The organism is Corynebacterium sp. ACRPF (genome assembly GCF_022347395.1).
GTDB classification, from domain to species: domain Bacteria; phylum Actinomycetota; class Actinomycetes; order Mycobacteriales; family Mycobacteriaceae; genus Corynebacterium; species Corynebacterium tuberculostearicum_D.
This window is the reverse complement of sequence record NZ_JAKRNB010000016.1, coordinates 1-23,241: the sequence shown is the minus strand read 5'-3', so window position 1 is coordinate 23,241 and position 23,241 is coordinate 1. Positions and strand designations below refer to the sequence as shown.

At 58.0% G+C, this 23,241-nt stretch carries 21 protein-coding genes; 14 read left to right on the top strand and 7 right to left on the bottom strand.

Going from position 1 to position 23,241, the window contains the following annotated elements:
- Positions 1 to 87 precede the first annotated feature (87 nt).
- Positions 88 to 750 carry a CPBP family intramembrane glutamic endopeptidase gene (locus MHX61_RS08455; protein ID WP_239194113.1) on the top strand — a complete coding sequence of 221 codons (663 nt, stop codon included), beginning with the start codon at positions 88 to 90 and terminating at the stop codon, positions 748 to 750.
- An 81-nt stretch (positions 751 to 831) separates the two neighbouring features.
- Here MHX61_RS08455 and MHX61_RS08450 read toward each other — a convergent pair whose 3' ends face one another.
- Entirely contained in the window at positions 832 to 1,251 is a 420-nt protein-coding gene (locus MHX61_RS08450; protein ID WP_239194111.1) for a Fur family transcriptional regulator, read from the bottom strand.
- Positions 1,252 to 1,320: 69 nt separating this feature from the next.
- On the bottom strand, positions 1,321 to 1,611 hold the full coding sequence (locus MHX61_RS08445; protein ID WP_239194109.1) for a helix-turn-helix transcriptional regulator: 291 nt from the start codon (positions 1,609 to 1,611) through the stop codon (positions 1,321 to 1,323).
- Between the two features lie 184 nt (positions 1,612 to 1,795).
- Between MHX61_RS08445 and MHX61_RS08440 the strand changes: the two genes are divergently transcribed.
- From MHX61_RS08440 to MHX61_RS08430, 3 genes are read left to right on the top strand one after another with little or no spacing between them, the layout of a single operon-like run.
- On the top strand, positions 1,796 to 3,175 hold the full coding sequence (locus tag MHX61_RS08440; RefSeq protein ID WP_239194107.1) for a glycine--tRNA ligase: 1,380 nt from the start codon (positions 1,796 to 1,798) through the stop codon (positions 3,173 to 3,175).
- 2 nt (positions 3,176 to 3,177) lie between these two features.
- Positions 3,178 to 3,687: a hypothetical protein gene (locus MHX61_RS08435; protein WP_239194105.1), complete on the top strand. Its 510-nt coding sequence runs from the start codon at positions 3,178 to 3,180 to the stop codon at positions 3,685 to 3,687.
- Entirely contained in the window at positions 3,687 to 4,127 is a 441-nt protein-coding gene (locus tag MHX61_RS08430) for a hypothetical protein (RefSeq protein WP_239194103.1), read from the top strand. Before MHX61_RS08435 ends, MHX61_RS08430 begins: the two co-directional genes overlap by 1 nt.
- A 99-nt stretch (positions 4,128 to 4,226) precedes the next feature.
- On the opposite strand, the gene MHX61_RS08425 is transcribed toward MHX61_RS08430, so the two are convergent.
- Positions 4,227 to 6,245, bottom strand: a complete 2,019-nt coding sequence (locus MHX61_RS08425; protein WP_239194101.1) for a TPM domain-containing protein — start codon at positions 6,243 to 6,245, stop codon at positions 4,227 to 4,229.
- A gap of 54 nt (positions 6,246 to 6,299) precedes the next feature.
- Here MHX61_RS08425 and MHX61_RS08420 point away from each other — a divergent pair, with 54 nt between their 5' ends.
- From MHX61_RS08420 to MHX61_RS08405, 5 genes are all read left to right on the top strand, one after another.
- Positions 6,300 to 6,887, top strand: coding sequence for a YdcF family protein (locus MHX61_RS08420; RefSeq protein ID WP_239194099.1), 588 nt, complete (start codon positions 6,300 to 6,302; stop codon positions 6,885 to 6,887).
- A 133-nt stretch (positions 6,888 to 7,020) separates the two neighbouring features.
- Positions 7,021 to 7,662 (top strand): ABC transporter ATP-binding protein, encoded by a 642-nt coding sequence (locus MHX61_RS11395; RefSeq protein ID WP_370658414.1) that lies wholly within the window; start codon positions 7,021 to 7,023, stop codon positions 7,660 to 7,662.
- The gene (locus tag MHX61_RS08415) at positions 7,659 to 9,422 is read left to right on the top strand and encodes an FtsX-like permease family protein (protein ID WP_239194097.1); all 1,764 of its coding nucleotides are present in this window, start codon (positions 7,659 to 7,661) and stop codon (positions 9,420 to 9,422) included. Before MHX61_RS11395 ends, MHX61_RS08415 begins: the two co-directional genes overlap by 4 nt.
- Before the next feature lie 50 nt (positions 9,423 to 9,472).
- A complete protein-coding gene (locus tag MHX61_RS08410) occupies positions 9,473 to 10,765 on the top strand; it encodes a deoxyguanosinetriphosphate triphosphohydrolase (RefSeq protein ID WP_239194095.1) in 1,293 nt (430 codons plus the stop codon).
- Positions 10,766 to 11,113: 348 nt separating this feature from the next.
- Positions 11,114 to 14,380, top strand: coding sequence for an immunoglobulin-like domain-containing protein (locus MHX61_RS08405; RefSeq protein ID WP_239194093.1), 3,267 nt, complete (start codon positions 11,114 to 11,116; stop codon positions 14,378 to 14,380).
- 138 nt (positions 14,381 to 14,518) lie between these two features.
- Here the strand turns inward: MHX61_RS08405 and MHX61_RS08400 are convergent, their stop codons facing one another.
- Both MHX61_RS08400 and MHX61_RS08395 read right to left on the bottom strand, forming a co-directional pair.
- The gene (locus MHX61_RS08400) at positions 14,519 to 14,752 is read right to left on the bottom strand and encodes a barstar family protein (protein ID WP_204611275.1); all 234 of its coding nucleotides are present in this window, start codon (positions 14,750 to 14,752) and stop codon (positions 14,519 to 14,521) included.
- 2 nt (positions 14,753 to 14,754) lie between these two features.
- Entirely contained in the window at positions 14,755 to 15,216 is a 462-nt protein-coding gene (locus tag MHX61_RS08395) for a ribonuclease domain-containing protein (protein WP_239194091.1), read from the bottom strand.
- A 211-nt stretch (positions 15,217 to 15,427) separates the two neighbouring features.
- Here MHX61_RS08395 and dnaG point away from each other — a divergent pair, with 211 nt between their 5' ends.
- Positions 15,428 to 17,350 (top strand): DNA primase, encoded by a 1,923-nt coding sequence (dnaG, locus tag MHX61_RS08390; RefSeq protein WP_239194090.1) that lies wholly within the window; start codon positions 15,428 to 15,430, stop codon positions 17,348 to 17,350.
- A gap of 80 nt (positions 17,351 to 17,430) precedes the next feature.
- On the opposite strand, the gene MHX61_RS08385 is transcribed toward dnaG, so the two are convergent.
- The gene (locus MHX61_RS08385; RefSeq protein ID WP_005324241.1) at positions 17,431 to 17,712 is read right to left on the bottom strand and encodes a hypothetical protein; all 282 of its coding nucleotides are present in this window, start codon (positions 17,710 to 17,712) and stop codon (positions 17,431 to 17,433) included.
- A gap of 156 nt (positions 17,713 to 17,868) precedes the next feature.
- Between MHX61_RS08385 and MHX61_RS08380 the strand changes: the two genes are divergently transcribed.
- From MHX61_RS08380 to MHX61_RS08365, 4 genes are all read left to right on the top strand, one after another.
- Entirely contained in the window at positions 17,869 to 18,018 is a 150-nt protein-coding gene (locus MHX61_RS08380) for a hypothetical protein (protein WP_239194089.1), read from the top strand.
- A 127-nt stretch (positions 18,019 to 18,145) separates the two neighbouring features.
- Positions 18,146 to 19,423 carry a phosphatase PAP2 family protein gene (locus MHX61_RS08375; RefSeq protein WP_239194088.1) on the top strand — a complete coding sequence of 426 codons (1,278 nt, stop codon included), beginning with the start codon at positions 18,146 to 18,148 and terminating at the stop codon, positions 19,421 to 19,423.
- A 103-nt stretch (positions 19,424 to 19,526) separates the two neighbouring features.
- Complete coding sequence (gene wecB / locus MHX61_RS08370; protein ID WP_239194087.1) at positions 19,527 to 20,708, top strand: non-hydrolyzing UDP-N-acetylglucosamine 2-epimerase; 1,182 nt, start codon at positions 19,527 to 19,529, stop codon at positions 20,706 to 20,708.
- Positions 20,709 to 20,746: 38 nt separating this feature from the next.
- Positions 20,747 to 21,412, top strand: coding sequence for a DUF1707 domain-containing protein (locus tag MHX61_RS08365; RefSeq protein ID WP_239194086.1), 666 nt, complete (start codon positions 20,747 to 20,749; stop codon positions 21,410 to 21,412).
- 721 nt (positions 21,413 to 22,133) lie between these two features.
- On the opposite strand, the gene MHX61_RS08360 is transcribed toward MHX61_RS08365, so the two are convergent.
- On the bottom strand, positions 22,134 to 22,898 hold the full coding sequence (locus tag MHX61_RS08360) for a hypothetical protein (protein WP_239194085.1): 765 nt from the start codon (positions 22,896 to 22,898) through the stop codon (positions 22,134 to 22,136).
- Between the last annotated feature and the right edge of the window lie 343 nt (positions 22,899 to 23,241).

Sequence of the window (23,241 nt, the reverse complement as noted above, 5' to 3'; positions counted from 1 at the left end):
GTCAAAGGACCTTTACTGTAAAGGAAGCTTTACCATTTTGAGTAAATTCATTCTTAAGGATGAATGGCAGCCTTTTAGGGTAGGGGCATGGCAGTGGATAACATCAGGTTGAAAGATGCGCTTATCGGAATAGCGGCCGTCATTGCAATGGATGTCCTCTTAGTGACGACAGTTTTTGTCATGATGAAGGCTGGTTTAACCACGGGTGGACTGGGCACGATCATGCCCATTGCGCTAGTTCTTTCAGTGGTAGTGCCGACGGCTGGGTTGGTGTACTACCTCAAACGGCGGGGAATTAGTCTCGGCTTTCTTCCATTGGGCCGGCGTGGTTGGCACTTATTGTGGCAGGTTCCTCTCGCTATTTTTGTAGCTGGAGTCGCAGCCGCGATTGTGGGGCCGCTGATGGGGATATCGCCCTCGGAAAATACATCTGCAGCAGATGGACGCGGTGTAATGGTGGTCGTTTCTTTGGCTTGCTATCTTTTGCTGGCACCGCTGGTGGAAGAAATTGTGTTTCGCCGCCTGCTGATGGGGTATCTAGATCGCAGTGTCCCAGCCTTTGCCAGCGTGATCCTCAGCTCATTGATATTTGGTCTCGCCCATATAGCGCCGCCGGTCATGGTGTATGCGACGTTTATAGGAATGGGGTGCGCGCTAGTAACCCGCTTTCACAATTCGCTGCGCGCAGGATTTGTTTTGCACTTGGTCAATAATGTGGTCGTGCAGTTGATCGCAATCTCGGCGTTATAGCCTTAGGTCGTGCGTTGCCACTGTGCGCCACAAGAGAAAGGGCTAGGGGAGGAGCGGCTTCGCTAAGCGGTGTGAAGGTGCTTAAGCGGAAGCGGCGCAGTTGCTGCAGACCCCAAAGACCTCGGCATCGTGGCCGGTGAGCTCGAAGCCGTACTCCTTGGCCACGGAGGTGGCCCACTTTTCAATGGGACCGCCATCGATTTCCTCGGTGCGGCCGCACTTGGTGCATACCAAGTGGTGGTGATGGGCGTCGGTATCGCAATGGCGGTACAGGGTTTCGCCATTGGGCATGTGGAGGGCGTCCACTGCATCGATATCGGTCAGGGACTGCAGGGTGCGGTACACGGTGGTCAGGCCCACCTTCTCCTCACGCTCCTGGAGCTCGTGGTAGATCTCCTTGGCAGAGGCGAATTTCTCCATTTCCCGCAGTATCTCAACCACTGCGGTGCGCTGCTTGGTATTGCGCGCGCCTAGTTTGGGAATACTGTCGTATAAAGCCATGACCGCAATATTATCAGTGCTTTTTCAACAACTGCATAGTCAGGCGGCTTTATATGCAGGGGTGAGGGGCTAGGAGGCGATCTTGGCGGCGTCGGCAAGCAAGCCCAAAACCTGCGGGGCAATAAGAGAGTACGTAACCTCGCGCCCGCTGCGTTCGGAATCAACAATGCCCGCCTGCTTGAGCACGCGCAGGTGCTGGCTGATGAGCGGCTGGGACTTACCAGTGGCCTTTACTAGCTCGTGCACGTAGTGATCGCGCTCGGCCAAGCGGGAAATGATTGCGATGCGTAGGGGCGAATCGAGGGCAGCGATAACGCCGGCAGCCGCAGAAGTATTTGGGGCCTTGTAAGTGGTCGTCATAGGGAATGTCACCTTCAATTAAATACCTATTACCTGTCGGTTACTCTTATATTACCCGATACGTGCAATAACTCGTATATATTTCAAATTAAATTCATGCCCCAATCCCACCGCCGGGAAGCGCTTCGGGTTAGACTGAACGAGATTGTCAAGACTGTCCCCTACCAGAGGAGTCCGAAAACTTATGGCATCCGTCATCGATACCGTTGTAAACCTGTGTAAGCGCCGCGGCTTGGTCTACCAGGCAGGTGAAATTTACGGCGGTTCCCGCTCCGCGTGGGATTACGGCCCTCTTGGTGTAGAGCTCAAGGAAAACATCAAGCGCCAGTGGTGGCGCCACATGGTGCAGTCCCGCGCTGACGTCGTGGGCGTGGACACCTCCGTCATCCAGCCGCGCCAGGTCTGGGTATCGTCCGGCCACGTCGAGGTTTTCTCTGACCCGCTGGTGGAATCCCGCCACACCGGCAAGCGCTACCGCGCGGACCACCTGATTGAGGCCTACGAGGAAAAGCACGGCCACGAGCCAGAAAACGGCCTGGCAGACATCAATGACCCAGAGACCGGCCAGCCGGGCGACTGGACCGAGCCGAAGGCCTTCTCCGGCCTGCTCAAGACCTTCCTCGGCCCGGTGGACGACGAGCAGGGCCTGCACTACCTGCGCCCAGAGACTGCACAGGGCATCTTCGTCAACTTCAAGAACGTGATGACCTCCTCGCGCATGAAGCCGCCGTTTGGCATCGCGAATATTGGCAAGTCCTTCCGCAATGAGATCACCCCAGGTAACTTCATCTTCCGCACCCGCGAGTTCGAGCAGATGGAGATGGAGTTCTTTGTCAAGCCGGGCGAGGACGAAGAATGGCACCAGTACTGGATTGATGACCGCTATAACTGGTACGTGGACCTAGGCATCAAGGAAGAAAACCTGCGCCTATACGAGCATCCGAAGGAAAAGCTCTCCCACTACTCCAAGCGCACCGTGGACGTGGAGTACGCCTTTGGCTTCAAGGGCTCCAAGTGGGGCGAGCTGGAAGGCGTGGCCAACCGCACTGACTATGACCTGTCCGTTCACGCCAAGGGCTCGGGCGAGGACCTGTCCTACTATGACCAGGCCAACGACGAGCGCTGGACCCCGTACGTCATCGAGCCGGCTGCCGGCCTGGGCCGTTCCATGATGGCCTTCTTGGTGGATGCCTACGATGAGGAAGAGGCCCCGAATGCCAAGGGTGGCACCGATAAGCGCGTGGTCCTGCGTCTGGACCGCCGCCTGGCACCGGTCAAGGTAGCCGTCCTGCCGCTGTCGAAAAAGGAAGAGCTCTCCGAGCCCGCCCGCAAGCTGGCCGATAAGCTGCGCGCCTACTGGAACGTGGACTTTGACGTCTCCGGCGCCATCGGACGCCGCTACCGCCGCCAGGATGAAATCGGCACCCCGTTCTGCGTCACCTTCGACTTCGACACCCTCGAGGACGATGCCGTAACCGTGCGCGAGCGCGACACTATGGAGCAGGAGCGCGTGAAGCTCGATGACCTCGAGGCTTACCTCGCCGCTCGCCTGATTGGGTGCTAGTAATGCATTACACCAGCTGGGATCGCTCCGACCGTGCAAAACCCGTGCTCTTGGCCGAGGAAGGCCCAGAGCAGCTGGGCGTATTCTCGGAGCATTCCGCGGAGGTGGACGGCCACTTCTGGCGCACCGAGGTCAGTGATCTCGGCGCCTCTGCCACGCTTGCCGATGGCTCCATCTACCGCCTCGCCGGCCGCCTCGGCCGCGATAAGCGCTTAGAGGCATCGCTCAACGGCCGCACTTTTCACTTCATCAATGAAAACAGCGGCGACTGGATCATCGATGACGTCGACGATGAAAAGGTAGGGCAGTTCACCGCCCGCAACTCCGGCGTGCGCAAGGCCATCCTGGAATTCGAGCACGATGCCGAGGGCCTGACCACCGCGGAAATCGCCGGCTTGAGCTGGTTTACCCGAGTTATCCTTGATGCCAATACCCAGGGCAAGGCATGGGCCTGGATCATCACCTTGGTCCTGGCATCCATCGTCGCCCTCGTCGCGCTATTCGTCCTCTAATGACTGCGCAGTGGACCTGGCGCGCGGGCGCTCTCACCAACGCCGAGGGGCACGAGCTTGCCTCAGTGCGCGACGGCGTGCTTGCCACCGCGGCCGGCGAGCGCCTCGCAGTAGAGTCCTCGCTGGATTCTTCCTCCCCGCGCTTCTTCCTGCGCGCGCAGACCGACCCGGGCGAGGATTTCTCGGTCACCCAGGCCGGAATCACCGTCACCCGCCTGCGCGCGACCTGCGCCGACCGCGAGTACCTGCTGGAGCGCCGCAATCCCTTCCGCCGCGAGCGCCGCATCGTGGCCCGCGGCACGGGCGCTGAGGTTGCCAGCACCGCGCCGGCCGGCGACGGCCTGCGCGTGAGCGTGGGCGAGCTGCCCGAGCTCGACGCCATCTTCTTGAGCTACGCCTGCGCGCTTCTCGACGCCACCCCGCGCTCCCTCCGCACCTAGCCCAGCGCCGGGGAGCCGGGCCACCCGCGCGCGAGCCTAGAGCCGGGCTGGAGGACGCTGCCGGGCTGCCGGGCCGTGCAGCGGGCTGGGCGAGGTGAGCTAGAAGGAGCCGCCGCGGAAGCCGCCTCCGCCGCCACCGCCGAAGTCGCCACCGCCAAAGCTGCCTCCACCGAATCCGCCGCCTCCGAAACCACCGCCGAAGCCGCGGCCACCGCCGAGCATCTGGCCGATGACCACGCCGGTGACGATATTATTGGCGGCATTGCCCATCTGTTGGCGCTGCTGCCGGCGGCGGTGCTCATCCATATCATCCTTGGCGCGCTGCAACGCCGCCTGGGCCGCGGCCACCGCCTCGCGGGAGGACTGCAGCGCGGCGCGGATATCGCTGCGCTCGGTGTGGAGGGCTTGGGCGTGGAGACGTTTGGCGTCGGCAAGCGCGGTGCGCGCACCCGAGCCGATGATGCGACCGCGGGAGGAAATGAGGTCTTCTGCGGCCTGGATATTGGATTCCGCTACGGAAATCTGCTGGCGGAAAAGGTCTAGCTGGCGCGCGTGCGTGGAGGTCTTTTCGCGCACGCGGTCGAGCGCCTCATCCAGCTTGGTATCGATGGAGGTCAGAGCAGTGTGCTGGCCCAGCGGGTCCTGTTGGCCGTGGGCCTTGGCATCGTTAACCGCGCTGCCGGCGCGGCCGAGCAGCTCCTCGAGCTTGTCCCAATCCGCGGTGGTTCCCTGGGCCTTGCCTTGGCGCTCGAGCTCGCGGGCCTTGTTGATCTCGCCCTCGACCTCGGCGATAAGCGCCTCGAGGTTGCCGCGGGCGGTGGCGATATTCTCCTCGGCGTTTTCCACGCCGGAAATGAGGCGATCCGTCATCTCGCAGGCGTGCTCGATATCGCGAATCAGTCCGACCAGCGGGCCTTGCTGGCCGGCCGGCTGGGCCTGGACCCTACGGGCCTTGTCGAGCAGTTTTTCGGCCTCATCGAGGGACGCGGCGGCAAGCTCGGGGTTATCGGCAATGGAGGAGAGCACGTGCTCGTCATAATTGCTCTTCAGCCCGGCCAGCGTGGACTCGGCCTCCGGCAGGCGGGCGCGCAGGCCCACGGTGCGCTGGGTGAGCTCGTCCAACTTCTCATCGGAATGAATGAGCAGATCGCGCATCTTGGCAAACTCCTCGGCCTGCGCGTCCAGGGCGTCATCGGCCTGGCCACAGGAGGAGACGATTTCCACCAGCATCTGGCGGCGCTCGGCCGGGGATTCCGGCACGGCATCATCCAGGCGCTGGCGCAGGTGGAAGGCCTTCTGCAAGGTAGAAGTGGAGTGGTTCATCGCCTTGGTAAAGGGGCGCACGCGCTCTGGGCCGAACTCGGAGAGCGCGATATTGAGCTCCTCCTTGCCGCGGCGGATGGACTCATCGGTAGAGACCAACTCCTCCTGGGCCAGCTGGTCCAAAGTCTCCAGCGGCAGACGGCCCAGCTGATCGGTATCGCCCGGGGCGATTTCGCGGGCCGACTCCAAAGTTTGCGCATTATTCTTCTTGGTATTGCGGCGCGAGTAGTACATGATTCCGCCACCGGCGGCGACGATGGCGGCCGCGCCACCGCCCAGCCACGCTAGGCCGGAAGAATCGGAGGAGCTGGAGGAACTGGAGTTACCCAAGGCGGCGTCGGCAAGCGCGAGGGCGGAAGCACCGTACTCATCGCTGGCGAGCTTGTCATAAGCGGCGTCATACATCTGGTCGAGCCGGCCCTTAGGCCAATCCTTGCCGGTCTGCACTCCCATCTTGCGGTCATTGATGGAGAGCGCATAGACCGCGGAGTTCGGCCCCTTGTCCTTGACCGTCGCTGCGGCAAAGGTTTCCGGATCCGTGCCTAACTCATCGGTGATGTAGACAAAAAGGGTTCGGTGCTCGTCTTTTTGCAGCTGGCCAATCTTTTCTCTGAGTTCGGCCTTTTCTTCGGTGCTTAATACGCCCGCATCATCGGTGACCTTGTCCTGGAGGGTTGCAGTGCCCTGCGCCACCGTGGTGGTCTCGGCGGCAAAGGCAGACCCCGCACCGATAGAGGTGCAGCCCAAAATGAAAGCGGCGATGGCCGCGTGGCCCAAACGTGCACTCAAATTCATGCCCACCACTTTACCGGCTACCCTTCGCCCTCCGGCGGGTAGTGTAATAGGGCAGTGAAGTACGCAATTGTTTTAGGAACCGCCCAATATGACGGCCGCCCCTCCCGCATTTTGGCCGGCCGCCTGCGCCACGCCGGTGAGCTCGCCACGTCCGAGGGACTGGAGGTCATTACCGTGGGCGGCAAGCTGCCTGGCGATAGGTTTACTGAGGCCGGCGTTGGCCGCACCTTTCTGCGCGAGCATTTCCCGCACCTAACCGTGCATGCGGTGGAGGAGGGGATGGATACCCGCAGCTCCCTGAAAGAGGTCAATGAGGCCTTCGCGCTTTCCGACGCCACCATCATCACCGATCCCCTCCACCGCCTGCGCACCGCACTCATCGCCCGCCAAGAGGGCATCAAGGCCACCGTCTCCGGCACGCCGTACTACCCGGCCGCGCGCTTTTCTAAGCCGTGGTGGCGTTACCTTGCCCACGAAACCGGTGGCGTGGCCTATGCGCTGGTGGCCGGCCTCTTACCGCCGCGCGGCGCCGCGGCACTGCGCAATGGTTTCTACCGCGTGGAGCAAGTGTTGCGACCCAATCAGAAGTTGCGGCATCAGACGATCCAACAGGAAGATAGGGATACTTTTCCACGGCGATAAGAAAGATCGCATGATATTCTGCAGGCTGACGAAACATTTCTAGGGGAGAAGGGTTTCTTTTCCGCTACATCAGGAAATAACACCGAGCCATGTTGGTCAGCGCTGAAATGCTACGAAGCCTCAGGAGGAAAGCGTGTTAAAACTGGAAAACCTATCTGTGAAGCTAGGCAGGAAAAGTAGTCCGCTATTCTCTATCAACTCTGTGCATGAGCCGGGGACCCTTACTTGGATTCGAGGTACCTCTGGGTCCGGCAAATCGACGCTGCTTCGCGTTATCTCTGGACTCCAGAAGCCAACATCAGGAACCGTCAATATTTTCGGACATGATTTATGGAGCTCATCCGCTCGAAACAGAGATAAATTTCGAGCTAATTCGATGGGAATAGTGTTTCAAGATTCCGGCGTAGTGCCCTGTTTGACAGTCGCCGAAAACCTTTCCTTCGCGCAAGGGCTAAGCGGAGTAACTGCGGACTCGGACGCTAATGGCTCTTTGCTAGCTCAACTCAATATGAGTGAATACGGAGCCTCTCTACCGCACGAGCTTTCAGGGGGACAACGCCAACGTGCGGCCATAGCAACGGCAATGTCTAAAAAGCCCCAACTCGTTTTCGCAGACGAACCGACGAGTGCATTGGATGAGGACAACGCATATTCAGTGTTGCGATATCTGCATAATTACATTGTAAGAAACCACGCAATCGCCTTGGTAGTTTCCCACGATGACCGTTTAGCGCAGTTTTGTGATCAGGTTTTGGAAATCGGGGTAAACCAATGAATTTTCGCGCTGTGGAAGCGAAGATCCGTAAAAGCACATTTGTGGAGAGTATCCCGCTACTAGCTACCTCGTTTGTGATCATCTTCTTTGTCTGCCTGTTAGTCTGCACTGTAGCGGCGGACAAAGTAGCCGAATCTATGGCAATGGGGCTGATGTATTCGGCTCTCGTATCGATCATTCCCTTTACTCTGGCACTCAAATACAGCTTAAGGCATGTGGTGGAGGGGAGGCGCCACCACTATGAGGCCCTTCGTTTATTTGGGTTAGCATTAAAACGAATTCGGCGAGCGTTATTTCTTGAGCTACTTATAGTTTATTTTTTCTTTTCAATAGTTAGCGCAGTTCTGGTTCCAGTGCTAATGAAGCCAATCTTCCTGGTTCTATATTCGGGTTTTGGTATTGATCTTCCACAAGGACTTCCTTCACCGCTGCTCGTCGCTGTGATCTCATGGTGCGCGATCACTTTCCTGAGTTTCGTTCCTTTCCAACAGGAGACGAGAGTTTTGGAAGATTTGAGCCAAGGCCCAGCTCGCATAGATCCAAATCCAAGGAATCCGCGGGCTGCAGAACTCCTTCGATATCCTCTAGGGATAGCGGCCAGTGTTGTATTGCTGGTGGGATTTGTGGCGATGCCCCAGGCGGATCCGTCTAGTAGGTGGCCGATGATTTTCGTCTACTGCGTCCCCTTCTTGGTGAGTGCTGCTTCTGTATTTTTCTACGCAGTTGTCTTATATTTCGCCGAATATCTCTCCCTCAAGATTAGGGGATGGGATCCTCCGATTTTAGGAGTCCGGTATGCGCGGTCTTTTATCGCCGCTACTACATTGCGGGTCTCTTGTGTTTTTATCTTGTTTCCCATCATTCTTTTTATTGTGAATGATTCAGCCCTCTACTCAGCAAGAGAAGAATTGGCTGACAATGTAAGGGACGTCTATGTAGGGGCGCCGCAGGATGGACAAACTTTCGGCACCTCCGCCGCTAAAAACTTTTGTCAGGACCACGCCGCAGATTGCCTAGGAGTTCTTAGCTGGGTTCCTGCTGTCCAAGACTCGGGAGAGCTCCAACCTTCCACTATGGAAGACGGAGCTGTCTTTGCACTAGTAGAAGATAGGAACGGAGCAGTAGGTTCCTTGGTCAAAGACCAAGGAGTAGTTGAGACGGACCCCCGATCTCCATTTGATCAAACGTGGATGCGGCCATGGGATAAATCCTTTAATGCTGAAGCAGATCCTACTTGGGGAGCGGGCGAAAGGAAAGATGAAGGGTATGCTGTAGCAATTTTTTCGAAGCAAGTCGAATTGAGCGACAGTCAAGAGATGGAGGTTGTAGGTGCTCAGCAATGGGCAGAAAACCTACCTTCAACGTTGCTTTACGGTCCAAACGGTACTGGTACAAGCGAATTTATCCCGTTGTTCGCCTACGTGATTGTTGGGGGAGCAGTTCTCATATTCGGACTGGCGTTGGCTCAACAAGGTCGGCTCATTCGCTTCACTAAGACCATTTGGGAACAAGGCGTCTCAGTTGCTGAAGCGCACAGGAACAGGAAATTGGCTAATTGTTTGCCTTCGGCTTTTGCTTTGGCCTTATCGCTAGGATCAGCCGCTCTACTGGGCACATATATGCATTCTTATATATCGCATAAACTTGTACTGCACTTTCCAGCTGTCCCGTTTGGACTCATACTTTTCCTGGTGGTAGTTGTGGGCTTGGCTGCTGTGGGCAGCAACTTTGTGAAAGGCCCGCAGCCTGCTAAAAACTAGGCGGCCACGTTGCTCACCCCAAAGGCCAGTTCCCGGAATATGCTTGGGTCGTGTCCTATTCTTATTCCGCGCCCGACTTCGCCCGCCTGGCCGATGAAAAGCCGAAGGGCTCCGCTTTCCATACCGTGGAAGAACATCGCGGTGTATTCGCCCGCGACCGCGCCCGTGTGCTGCATTCGGCAGCCCTGCGGCGCTTGGCCGATAAAACTCAGGTCGTCGGCCCGCGCGACGGTGATACCCCGCGCACCCGGCTGACCCACTCCCTGGAGGTCGGCCAAATCGCCCGCAGCATTGGCTCCGGGCTCGGCCTCGATCCCGATCTTTGCGATATGGCCGGTCTTACCCATGACATCGGCCACCCGCCCTATGGCCACAATGGCGAGAATGCGCTCAATGAAGTTGCCCTTAACGGCTTCGAGGGCAACGCCCAAACCCTGCGTATCCTCACCCGCTTGGAGCCGAAGGTCATCGTGGACGATGCCCGCGGCGAACCCCAAAGCTTTGGCCTCAACCTCACCCGCGCGGCCCTCGACGGCGCCTGCAAGTACCCGTGGACCAAGACCAACCCGGATGGCACCACCAACCGCAAGTACGGCGCCTATGACGAGGATGCGCACCTTTTAGACTGGCTGCGCGAGGGCCATACCGATAACCGCAAGTGCATCGAGGCCCAGGTCATGGACTGGTCCGATGACATCGCCTACTCCGTGCACGACGTGGAAGATGGCATCATCTCCCGGCGCATCTCTTTGAACGTGCTCTGGGACTTGGTGGAGCTGGCCCAACTGGCAGAAAAGGGTGCCAAGGCTTTCGGCGGCACCGCCGATGAGCTCCTAGAAGCGGCCGATAGCCTGCGCAACTTAAGCGTCATCAACGCCATCGGCGACTTTGACTATTCCCTGCGCGACTATGCCAACCTGAAGAAGATGACCTCGGAGCTCGTCGGCCGCTATGTGGGCGCGACTGTTGGCGCCACCAGCGAGGCCAATGCCGAGCTCATCGCCTCCAATAGCCTTGGCCGCATGCACGGTGACCTCGTTGTGCCCAAGCAAGCCGAGGCCGAGGTCAAGCTGCTTAAAACCATCGCCGTCCTCTACGTCATGGATGTGCCCGCCCACCTAGCCCGCCAGGACCGCCAGCGCGAGCGCATCTACCGCGTCTACGATTACCTCGTCGCCGGCGCCCCCGGCTCCCTCGATGCCACCTTCCGGCTGTGGTGGGAGCAAGCCGATTCTGATGCCGCCCGTGACCGCGCCATCATCGACCAGATTGCTTCCATGACCGAGTCCCGCCTCGAGCGCCTGGCCCGCCGGAGTGCGGAGCTGTCTGGGTTTTTGAGTTAGAACAAGCTTGGATTGTCCTAGGTCTGCGACGCTCACAGTGTTCTATCGCGCTTGAAGGATCGTACTGGAGAGTCACCGTTTCAGCTCGGGCAAATTTCTATGACCTAAACAATGCGTAGCTCGTTAGGCCTGAATGTTCTGCTTTTCCCTTTTCTCTGTATTTAGACGCGACCTAACTTGGAAAGAGGAAGGGAAATAATTCCTAGCCAAAACATTTGAATCGCGTTCATTTTGGCGTAACTATTCCGACAACCTTACGTAAATCGGGCGGCCTACTCTAAGTCCCATTCGCTTCTACTATGACTGGACGCGAACTCTCTCCCATTTACCAAGTATCAAGGAATTCTCGTGTCTCAACGACGTTTTTATAAGGCCGCTCTGATCACCTCCATCAGCCTGGCCGGTTCGAGCCTAGTGGCTCCCGCATTCGCTTCTGCTCAATCCCTGCCTAAAGCAGATATATTCGATATGGCCCTAGACGATGAGGCCATCACCAACTCCGCCTCCGAAACCGAGCCGCTAACCATCGGTGCGCCCTCGGTGGAACAGGACAGCGTGCTTGAGCGCCCTGTCGCTCATTTCGACGGCCGCAAGGATGCTGTCGGCTTCGATATCGGAGATAAGTTTGACCAAGTAAAAGACGGCTTCACCGTGGAGTGCGTTTTCCGCTATGACGGCGATTTTGACGGCAACGAAAAGAGCCTGTGCGCTAATAAAGAAGCCGGCGGTTGGGCCATGGTCATCTACGGTGACCAGCTGACCTTTACCGTTAATGCCAACGGCGGTTATAAGAAGGCCCAACAGAAGATGGAACCGGGCCAGTGGTACCACGCGGTCGGCGTATTCGATGGCCACAAGAATGAGCTTTATGTCAACGGCGAGAAGGTCGCCGAGAACACCGGCGCCACCGGTGATATCAAGAAGCCAAAAAGCAATTCCACCGCAGTGATGATTGGCGCTGATTCCGGTCCAAATAATAGCGCCCAGTTCTATTCGGACGTAGCGGTCAGTGAAGCACGAGTTTTCTCTAATCCTCTTAGCGCGCAAGACGTGACGGCCCTGTATGAGGATTCAAACTTAAGCACAGACAAGAAGGCAGAAATCACCAGCTCCACCCCGAGCTCTGGTGACCACCTGACCAGCCCGGTGACCTTCGATGTCGAAGTAAATGATGAAGCTCTCATCTCCCGCGAGCTCACTTACACCTTAGATGGTGAGGAGATTGAGCGCGGGCAGGAAATCGGCACTGGTCTTAAGGAAGGCAACCACGTCATCGAGGTCGAAGGCCACGATGTATTTGGCAATCAAATCTCGCAGTCCATAGATTTCACTTCCGGCAACTTGCCGGGCGCTGCCGGAACCGATTCCACTCCTACTAGCAACGGAGCGACCATCTCCGCCCGCGCAGAAAACCCGAGTGGTGGGGATGTGGAGACCACCTTCACTGAAGCCGATGTCAGCGTAGCGGAGAAGGGCTTCCAAGGCACCTTCAAGGAAATTCCTGAGGACCTGGATTTTGAATACCAGGAGGGGGAGGACTTCGAGAAGTCTTTGAATCCGTCCAACGAAGAGGCACAAAAGTCCGCTTCTACCGAGAACATGCCTTTCCAGCGCTTTGACCTAAAACTCAAGGATGCGGAGAAAGACACTCACGATCTCGCCTGGTCCGGCGCGGTGGATCCCAAGCGTGCCGTTCGCCTCATGGCGTGGAACACCAAGACCTCTGCGTGGGAAAAGCTCGCGGAGTCTCGCGGTGTATCCGAGGATGAAGTCAGCCTGAGCGCGCAGGTAAATGCTGACTTTGTCGATGGCGATACCATCCACACCATGGTGGTGGGCTATGACGTCTTTGCAGATGATCTCAATGAGCCCGTCAACGAGGAATTCGCAGATGCCAACGACTATGACTTTGCCATCGCGCACCACACCGATACCCAATATCTCTCCGAAGGTGCGGTAGAAAAGGCCACGGCAGAAGAACGCAAGAAATGGGAAGAGGGCTATACCGCCGCCACCAAGTGGATCGCAGATAATGCAGAAGAGCGCAAGATTGCATACTCTGCACACACCGGTGACCTCATTGAAAACTGGCGCGTAGCAGGCGAGGACCGTGCCAACGCCCAGAAGGAATTCGAGGTCGCATCTAAAGCACAGAAATACCTGGACGATGCCGGCGTGGTCAACGGCGTGCTACCAGGTAACCACGACAACATCAGTGGCGAGGATGTCGGTGCAGGCAACCTGTACAACGAATACTTTGGCCCAGAGCGCTACGAGGCACAGCAGGGAAAGGGCAAGTGGGCCAAGGAAGATGCTTCTTATCACCCTTATGCCGAGGGCGATAATGACAACCACTATGACCTCTTTACTACTAACGGAATGGACTTTATCGCCCTGCACCTGGGCTATGACGTCACCGAGGAAGAGGCCGCTTGGGCCGATAAGGTACTCAAGCAGTACCCAGACCGCAACGCCATCGTGCTTACCCACGCCTACCTCAAGCCATCCAATAGCCCTAATGGACGCAACTCCGACTTCTCCCACGATGGCGTGATGGTCTATGACAACGTGATCAAGAAGAACCCGAACGTCGCTTTGGTCCTGGCCGGTCACGAGCACGGCGTATCCATTGTCACCCGCAAGGATGTAGGCCACACCAATAATCACGTGACCGAGCTATTAGCGGACTACCAGTTCTACGAGGTTGGCTCCGATGAACTGGGTCTGACTGAAATGGGCAAGTACGACGGCGATACCGGCCTTCGCTTCGGTTCCAGCTACCTACGTCTGTTGCAGTTTGATCTGAAGAACAATGAGATGGTCGTGGATACTTACTCGCCGTTGCTCGATGATCATAACGCTACCGAGTACGACGATCGCCAGCGCTATAACGGCCATGAAGATGAATTCCGTGTGCCGATTCAGTTCAAGACTCGCAAGACGGACTTCCAGACCAACTCCATGGTTGCGCTGACCGATACCGGCAAGGAAATTGGTAAGGACACCGCTAAGTCCGGCTGGCCTACGAGCACGGTCTACAAGGACCTCAAGGCAGGACAGACCTACGGCTGGTATGCCACGACTGCCGACGCCTCCTCCAAGGACACCAACAAGCGCGGCATCGTCCGCCAGTTCGGCGTCTTCACCGCGCAGGAAAATACTGCAGATAACGCAGCTCCTGAACTTATCGTCCCCAGCGAGAAGCTCACCATCTCCCAGGGCGCAGAGGCCGATCTGACCAAGGGCGTGAGCGCCAAGGACAAAGAAGACGGTGATCTCACCGACAAGGTGAAGGTTATCGGCAGCGTGGATACCTCCAAGCCAGGCACCTATTCGGTGACCTACGCAGTCACGGACTCTGCTGGAAACCAGGCTCTTGCTTCTCGAGTCGTAAAAGTCACCGCCACCGACGGGAACCACAACACTGGCAGTAGCTCCAGCTCCGAATCCTCCTCGAGCAGCTCCAGCTCGAACCAGGGAAGCTCTCATCGCGTGCTCCCTGCCATCTTCGGTGCCCTTATTGGTGCTGTGGGCGCCACCGGAATCATCGCGGGTATGCTGAACTACTTCGCGCCGGAGACCATCCAGAAGCTGAAGCGAGCCTTCGGGTTCTAAAGCGCACAGCACCTTTGCCGGTGCTAGAGCTAAAACGCCCGGTGGTACGTGAATGAAAAAGCCGAACCGAGGATTCATTTCCTCAGTTCGGCTTTTAATCGGTGTACCCACCGCGATTGGTAGGGGGCATGAAACCGGCTAGCGCACCAACTTAACGCCCTGATCCTCCAAAACGGTGGCAACACCCTCCAACTCCGCGTCCGCGATTTTCATGTCGGAGGCAATGATGACGCTGGTGCGCTGCTCGCGTAGGAAGTCCGCGAGGTCATCGAGGTTGCGTGGCCCACAATCTTCGCAGCCGCGAGTGCGGCCTAGCGCGTTGAAGAAGTCCGCGCGGGTGCGGATGTGTTCAGTAATGAGGATGCGTTGCATTATTACTCCTCCGCGTCCGGGATAGAACAGAAACTTTCATAGTGGTCATCGGTGTAGTACCACACGTCCGGGTCGGTCTCGCTGCCGCCGCCGGTGATGATGCGGCGGGCGCCGCGGTTCTTGCTGCCCGGGGTTTCTACCGTGTATTCGCGGTAGTAATTCTTGTCCTGCTGCGGCAGGCGTCCCTCGTAGTTGCCAAAGCGGGCATTGTCATTATCCGGGTAGTCATAGGGTCCACCGGCCAAGATATCGTCCGCGGTGTCCTTCGCCTCGGCGGGGAGGGAGGACATCTCGCAGGTATCGGCGTCTCCAGCCCTAGCGCCACCTGCGGACTCAGACGGCGAAGAAGCAGAGGAATCATCATTGCCGCCGAGGTCGAAGCCGAAGTAGCCTGCAACGACGGCAAGCGCAAGGCCGCCGAGGGCTACTGGGAGCGATTTCTTAGACGCTTGGGACTTGGGCATACCTTCATTCTTGCAGGTGCAGCGACAAATACCGAAATCGGCCGGCGCTCCCAACAAGGCCAAAAATTCCCCCGTCACGGGGGTAGGTAAAGGCATGCGGAATATACCCCATCAGAGGGTAATTTCCGCCCAAACCGTGAACCCAGAGGCACCACACCATCCTGGCCCAGCCATTTGAACATTCCCGCCGCGCGCGGGGTAGTCTGTACGCATGGCAAAAGGCAGAATTCCGGACAGCGACATTCAAGCTATCCGTGAACGCGCGCCTTTAGAAGAGATCGTGGGCGAGTACGTTCAGCTCAAGCCCGCCGGACACGATTCGCTCAAGGGCCTGAGCCCATTCAAGGATGAAAAGACCCCGTCCTTCCACGTGCGCCCGCAGCGCGGTTACTATCACTGTTTTTCCACCGGCAAGGGCGGCGATGTCTTTAGCTTCCTGATGGAAATGGAGCAGGTCTCCTTCCCGGAAGCGGTGGAAGCGGTAGCGCAAAAGATCGGCTACCACATTAACTACCAGGGCGGCTCCACGGGCGCGCGCAATGAGAAGCCTGGTACCCGCCAGCGCCTCATCGCTGCGAATAAGGCCGCGCACGAGTTCTACCGGCAGCAGTTGGAGACGCCGCAGGCGGCCACCGCACGCGATTTCCTGTTGGATCGCGGCTTTTCCCGCGAGGTCATCTATGACTTTGAGTGCGGCTATGCGCCGGAGGGGTGGGATACCGCCACCAAGCACCTGCTGCGCTTGGGCTTTTCCTTCGAGGAGCTGGAGGCGGCCGGTATTTCCAAGATGGGCAAGCGCGGCCCCATTGACCGCTTCCACCGCCGCCTGCTGTGGCCCATCAAGGACCTATCTGGCAACGTGATTGGCTTTGGTGCCCGCAAGCTTTTCGACGACGACAAGCTCGGCAAGTACATGAACACCTCCGAGACCATGCTTTATCGCAAGTCCAAGGTGCTCTTCGGCCTCGATTTGGCCAAGCGCAATATCGCCGATAACCACCAAGCCGTGGTGGTCGAGGGATATACGGACGTCATGGCCATGTACGCCGCCGGCGTGAAGACCGCAGTGGCATCGTGCGGCACCGCCTTTGGCGGTGAGCACCTCCAAGTGCTGCGCCGGCTCATGCTGGATGATTCCTACTTCAACGGCGAGCTCATTTATACCTTCGACGGCGATGAGGCAGGGCAGAAGGCCGCCATGCGCGCTTTTGATGGCGAGCAGAAATTCACCGGCCAGTCATTCGTCTCCGTGGCGCCAGACGGCATGGACCCGTGCGATCTGCGCCTGCAGAAGGGCGATGCCGCAGTGCGCGAGCTCATCGCGGACCGCATCCCCATGTTCGAGTTCGTCATCCAATCCGTCATCGCGGAGTACCGCATCGATACCGCGGAGGGTCGCCTGCAGGCCCTGCGCCGCGCAGTCCCCGTGGTGGCGCAGATCCGCGATCAGCCCTTGCAGCGCGAGTATGCCCGTCGCCTTGCCGGTTGGGTGGGTTGGGCCAACCCAGAGGAGGTCCTCCAGCAGGTCCGAGCGGAGGCGCGCAAGCCCAAGAAGGCCGAAAAACCCACGATCCGCCGCTTCGACAACGCGAAGCAGCAGCCGGCGCAGCAGGACGTGCCGATGATCCATCCGCCGAGCCCCAAGGAAACCCATCTGTGGCCACAGCGCGAGGCCCTCAAGCTAGCCTTGCAGATGCCGCAGGTAGCGGGCTCGTACTTCGATGGCATTACTGCCGACGCCTATACTAACGACGCCTACCGCCTCGTCCGCCAGGCAATTTCTACCGCCGGTGGCGCCGCCCACGGCGCGTCCATGCCCGCCGTGGAATGGATCGCCGCAGTAGCCGGCGAGATGCAGGATCTCACCGGCCGCAACTTTGTCTCGGAGCTTGCTGTAGAGGCCATTTTGCCTACCGACGTCGGCCCCGAAAAATACGCCGACTCCGTCCTGTCCCGCCTGCAAGAAACCGTGGTGGGCGATCAGATTGCCCAGCTCAAGGCCCGCCTCGGCCGCATGCGCCCCTCCGATGATGAGGCCAGCTATAACTCGCTCTTCGCTGACCTCGTTGCCCTCGAGCAGGCCCGCCGCGAGCTTAATGACCGCGCCTTTCGCGGCACGCCTCCCCAGGCATAAAAATCTCCCCTCGGCGCGAGACCACATCGTCGCTTCGCCGAGGGGAGGGGAGGATGCCTAAAGGCTAGTCTGCAATCGGCCTAGTCCTCATCGGGCTCATAAATGCGGTCCGCATTGTCCACCTGCGATCCGCGCAGCCGGCCCTTGCCCTTGCGCTTGGAGGAGAGATCGCGAACCTCGCGCATGCGCGGTTCTGGGTCCAGGCGATTGGCTACCGCCTTGCGTGCCGAGGTGACGGCGGACTTGGTCACGGGGGAGTTGACGGCCTTTTCGTAGGCGCCCTTGATCTGGTGGTAGCGCTTGCGGCCTGCTTTGGTGCCAAAAACGTATCCTGCTGCGGCGCCGAAGACGAATTGGATCATTGCTTAGCGTGTCCCCTTATTCCAGTGCGAGTAAAAGTTCCCCACCAGCCTACCTCGAAGCCTTGCCGCGCGCCGCCAGTCACGAGTGAGGGGTAGGGCTAGCCCCGCATTGGACTAGCGCTTTTCATGGCGCGGAATACGCGCTAGTTTAAGTGTGTGGAAAATAACAAGCGCAGGGATTCGGCGGCGGCCTCAGCAGTAGCGCTGGCCGCGCTTTTTACCGCAAGCATTTCTGCGGAATCCTCCGGCCACCAACCGGATGCCGCCGCGGCGCACCAAGGCGCCAATTGGCCTGAAGAGCGCTGAGTGGTGACCGCAAAGGTCTACCCGCCAATCCACGATTGTGCATGCGAGTTTAGCGTCGCGTTCACTTCCCCTTAACTTTAGCTAGATATTATTCGTGGGAATTTGATGCTAGCAAAAGGTTTCTACGTTGAACTATCGGAATAATCTCCGCCCCGCAGTCCGTGGGCTCGCCCTGTGCGCGGCTACTGGGCTGACTATAGCCCTCACACCGTCGGCCACAGCCCTACCCGTATCCGTGCCCCAGCTGCGCGAGCCCGTCACTCAGCACACCACCGGCGCAGCCCCAGTACAGCACCCCGGTGCCCCGGTTCCAGAGCCCTTTAGCACGGACTATATCGCGGGCTTTGAATCCGATGTTTCGTCTTATCAATTTGGCAACTACTGGCAGGTAGTCCAGCTCTTTGACCACATCAAGGCCCAGCCAGAAATCCGCCAGGAAAATATGGACAAGGCCGTAAGTATCAATAACGCCGCAGCCGGCGACCCCGCTCTGATCCGGCGCGCGCAGGCCGACGCCAAGGCCAGCTCCACCAGCGTGCTCAACGCCGTTTCTGATTCCATGGGCAAGAACCTAGGCGGTGCCTTCCGCGCCGCCTTGGCCGAGCACCGTCTGCCCAAAACCGAATACCTCCTAGGCAATGGCTACGCTGCACGCGCAGGCGGGCTGGCCAATTCCACGATGTCAGAGAAGTATTACTTCAACTATCAGCGCCCGTACCAGCGCGCGCCGCAGGCGATTAAGCGCTACGACGATGGCTCCAAGGACCTCTATCCCACCTCGCCAGCCTTTCCTTCGGGACATACTAATCAGGCAACGTGGATTACCACCCTGATGTCCTTCATGCTGCCCGAGGTAGGCCCACAGCTCATGCTGCGCGGCGCGGAAGCCGGCAACCACCGGGTAGTCCTGGGCGTGCATTACCCGCTGGATGTCATCGGCGGGCGCATGACCGGCCAGGCTGCCGCGGCCGATCGCTTAAATGACAAGCGCATGCGCAACGCCCTGTGGCAAGCCTCAATGGAGGTGCGCCAAGAAATCAAGTGGCGCACTGGCAAGACGGTGGAAGAATTGGTAGCCCAGGATAGGGAAGAGGGCACCGACTACCGCTCCACCCAGGATGCAGTCGCCGAATATTCGAAGTTTATGGACTATGACTTCACCCCGCGCTACCGCACCGACGCCCCGATGGTCGTCCCACAGGCCGCCCCAGTGCTGCTAGCTGCATCCCATCCAGAGCTCAGCTGGGACCAGCGCGCCGAGGTGCTACGCCAGACCGCGCGCCCTGCCGGCAACCCGCTGGACTGGCAGGCAGAAGGCGGCTCCTGGCAGCGTCTCGACCTAGCCCGCGCCATGGCTGCCACGGTGACCATCACCCCGGACGGCGCAGTGAGCGTCAGCGGCTAGCAGGTTCTAAAACCTAAGCAGCCCTAAAATCTGAGCGGGGGTACGGGTTTCCCGCACATGGTTCAATGAAGAAGTATCTCCATTACTCAAAAGGAAGAGAATAATGACTAAGCCCAAGGTAATGACCATTTATGGCACCCGACCGGAAGCTATCAAGGTGGCACCGGTCATCAAGGCGCTGGATAAAGATGAGCGCTTTGAATCCATCCCGGTCTCTACCGGCCAGCATAAAGAGATGCTGGAACAGGTCAACACCATGTTTGGCATCCAGCCGAAGCACGATCTGGAGCTCATGAAACAGGGACAGGGGCTTAACGAACTTGTCTCCCGCGCCATTGCTGGATTGGACTCCATCATTGAGGAAGAAAAGCCGGACGTCATCATCTCCCAGGGCGATACCTCTACCGCTATGGCTGCAGCGCTTGCCGGTTTCCACCGTGGGGTAAAGATCGTTCACCTCGAAGCCGGTTTGCGCACCGGCGATATCCACTCGCCGTTCCCGGAAGAAGCTAACCGTAAGCTCATTGGCCAGGTAGCCGAGCTGCACCTGGCTCCAACGGAAGGCTCGATGGAGAACCTGCGCCGCGAGAATGTGCGTTCCAAGGACATCGTGGTCACCGGTAATACCGTCATCGACGCTCTGCTCGAAGCAGCATCGTGGGATACGAAGTTCGCGGACCCTGCCCTGCAGGAAGCCGCAGACTCCGATAAGCGCCTCGTGGTGGTTACGACCCACCGCCGCGAGAACCTTGAGGCGATGAAGGAAATCGGTGGTGCAGTTAAGGACCTGGCAGAAGCCTATCCAGAAATTAACTTCGCACTGCCGCTGCACCTCAACCCCAAGGTGCGCCAGGCTGTTCTGCCAGAGGTCGAGCACCTGCCGAATATCATCATCACGGATCCGTTGCCTTATGACCAGTTCACGCAGCTACAAAACCGTGCCACCATCATCCTGACTGACTCCGGCGGAGTCCAGGAGGAGGCACCAGCATTGGGCAAGCCGGTGCTAGTCATGCGCCAAAACACCGAGCGCCCCGAAGCCGTCGTTGCCGGCACGGTTAAGCTGGTGGGCACTAATCGCGAGCTCATTGTGGCAGAGGCAAAGCTTTTGCTTTCCGACGCCGCCGCATTCGACGCCATGGCCAACGCCGTCAATCCTTATGGTGACGGCAAGGGCGCGCAGCGCGCTATTGCGGCTATCGCAGAGTTGACCGGGGTAGGCGAGCGCGTAGAAGATTTTCTGCCGGAGGCCGATTCCTCTAAGGGGCCCCAAGGCGAGGAATAAGCCGCGCGCATGGTGGCTATAGCGGATATTATAAAAGTATGAAACCGCTGGAAATCCGTTGTAACCACCAAGAGCGTATGAAGGCCGCAGACATTTTAGGAGATGCGCTTTCGGCAGGGCAGATTGACCTCGATGATTTTGAAAAGCGCTCGGCTGCGTGCGTCGATGCAACGACCCGCGCTGAGCTCATCGAGCCGCTGGCTGACCTTGTAGAGAACCCAGAAGTTCTCCTTTTTGGGCAGGAACGAAAAATCGCAAAGCCCTATGCGGGCCAGCAAGAATCCAAAGCCATCGCCACGGTGGAGCAGGCTATCCGCCAGGTGCAGCCGAGCGTGCAGGAGACCCGCTCCCTTGCGGTGGGGATTTTCGGCGGGTCCACTGTCAGCGGTGGGGCAGTAGCTCGTTCCCTGACAGCCCTGGGCTTTTTCGGCGGAGTGGATATTGATCTCACGGGCGTCGCCCTGCACAGTCGTACTACCACCATCAACGCGGCGGGCGTCTTTGGTGGCGTCGATGTCTATATTCCCGAAGGCTTCCGTGTCCACGTCAGCGGCGTAGGCCTTTTTGGCGGACATGACCTTAAGGTAGAGAACGGCGCCATCCATCCGAATGACCTCCCGGTAGACGCTCCAGAAATCAACGTCAATTGCTACAGCCTCTTCGGCGGCGTAGAGGTGCATGTGGGACGCCGCTATGGCGGGTAGCTATACAATTGTTGGCCCTGACAGTCTCTCGTTGACTGGACTGGGCCGCATCTGAATAGTGCAGGGAGCACTTTTCGTGTGGAAGGAAAACCCACACAACTAATAACCTCATGGGGCGCTGTAGATAGCGTTGACTACTCACTTCCACGCGCCGACGATAAGCGTGAAAGCCTCTGCACCAGTAGTTGGCCGCGTGAGATAGCAGCCTATTAGAAGCCTAAATGTCTTTCTAGCGCACCTGTAAGCCCACTCCCACTTCGAAGAATTCTCCGGCACCGTAGCCAAGATTTACAGAAAATCGGTGGATCTAGCTCGAGTTGCCCTTGTGGCCAAGACGGTGCCGACTTCATTTCTCAACATCGAAAACGCTAACAAGAACGCCTACATAGATTTATGCAGGCTCGGCTCAGCTCAATCTAGGTGAGTACCTCTTGGAGTTAACACCTTTCGGCTGCCGCAAACCGCTAGTCACGGCCTGCGGTTTTCGCGTCACCTCTGACAGGACTGAGAATCAGCAGCATTCTTAATACAACGCTTAGGCCTAGTAGTAAAACCGCCTAGTGGCATCGCCAGCCCGATAGCACTTAGGCTTCCAGCCAGTTGAATCTACCTAAGAACAGGTTGCCCAAAATCGGGGCTTAGAGTACTGGATTGCCGGAACGAAAGGCAGCCAAACTGGCACTTGATGATTCTATTTCCCGGGTTACGGTGCCTTAGACCGCTACGAAGCCGAGCCGGCTTGTTTCAGAGCTTGGTACCAAGTCTTAGGCCTATTTCTGGGCGGCGCTTGTTCGAACCCCAGCTCTTCCAACGAGGACGTAGACGGGGAGATAGAGGCTTCTAAGACCTGCTTCAGAAGAGCAGAATCAGGAGGTGTGTGACCGCGCCCCCAGCGCCCCATTAATAACCACATGTTGTTATCGGGTTCGGGGGTCGCCCGTAACCACGGTGCGAGGTGGCGATCTCTGTGTAGTCCGTCGAAGGTATTTTGGAGGAAGATAACGCGGTTGGGAAAGCCATGAGAGTATAAAGACCGCAAATCAAAAGTGATTGGTGAAGATTCAATGTCGGGAACGTCCCAGGCAACATTGGCGTAAGCTTCGACCGGGCTAGAGGTGTATTCGGCTATATTCGTCTGGGGATTCACGGTAATGGCTGTAGAACCGGGGAAATGCCAAGAATAATAGAGGGACGCGAAACCTCCGCCGGAAGCACCAAAAAATATCATCTTCTGGTCCCATCCAAACGAATAGGAGACATGCCGCAATATACCGGGAAGATCAGCTTGCAACCACTGAGTTCGGTTACCGGCAAACCATCCTAGATCTAACCTGAGGGCAAGTGACGGATCGGAGACGAATATGAGATTAGCATTCAGATGGCGAGTGATCCGTTGCCCAGAAAAGAGTGGGTAGTGTTTAACTTTGCGCCGGTAGATAGCTGCGTGGAATAAGACGAGAGTTGTGTCTGAACCGCGGTTCACCACTTTAATATCGAGCTCTCCTTGGCCGTACCGAATCGTGGAAACCCCTTCAAGGGGGGGAAGGATGAGTAGAAGTCAAGCAACGAATCGAATTTGTGATGGGGAGAGAAAATATCGCGGCGGGTGAGCATAAGGTGTGAGGTGGTTCCTAAGGAGAAGCAGGCTAAACAATCTACTGAAGTATACTACTTGGCTCGATCGATAGTACGTAGTCCCGAGTTCTCCGAGAGTGTCTGATGGTTTGTGTGTGGGAACCGATCCCGCATAAGGAGATAAGCCAGAATGACTACTGTGACAAGACGAGATCCGGCCGATAAGGCCAAGATTGATGCGATTGAAAAGAAGC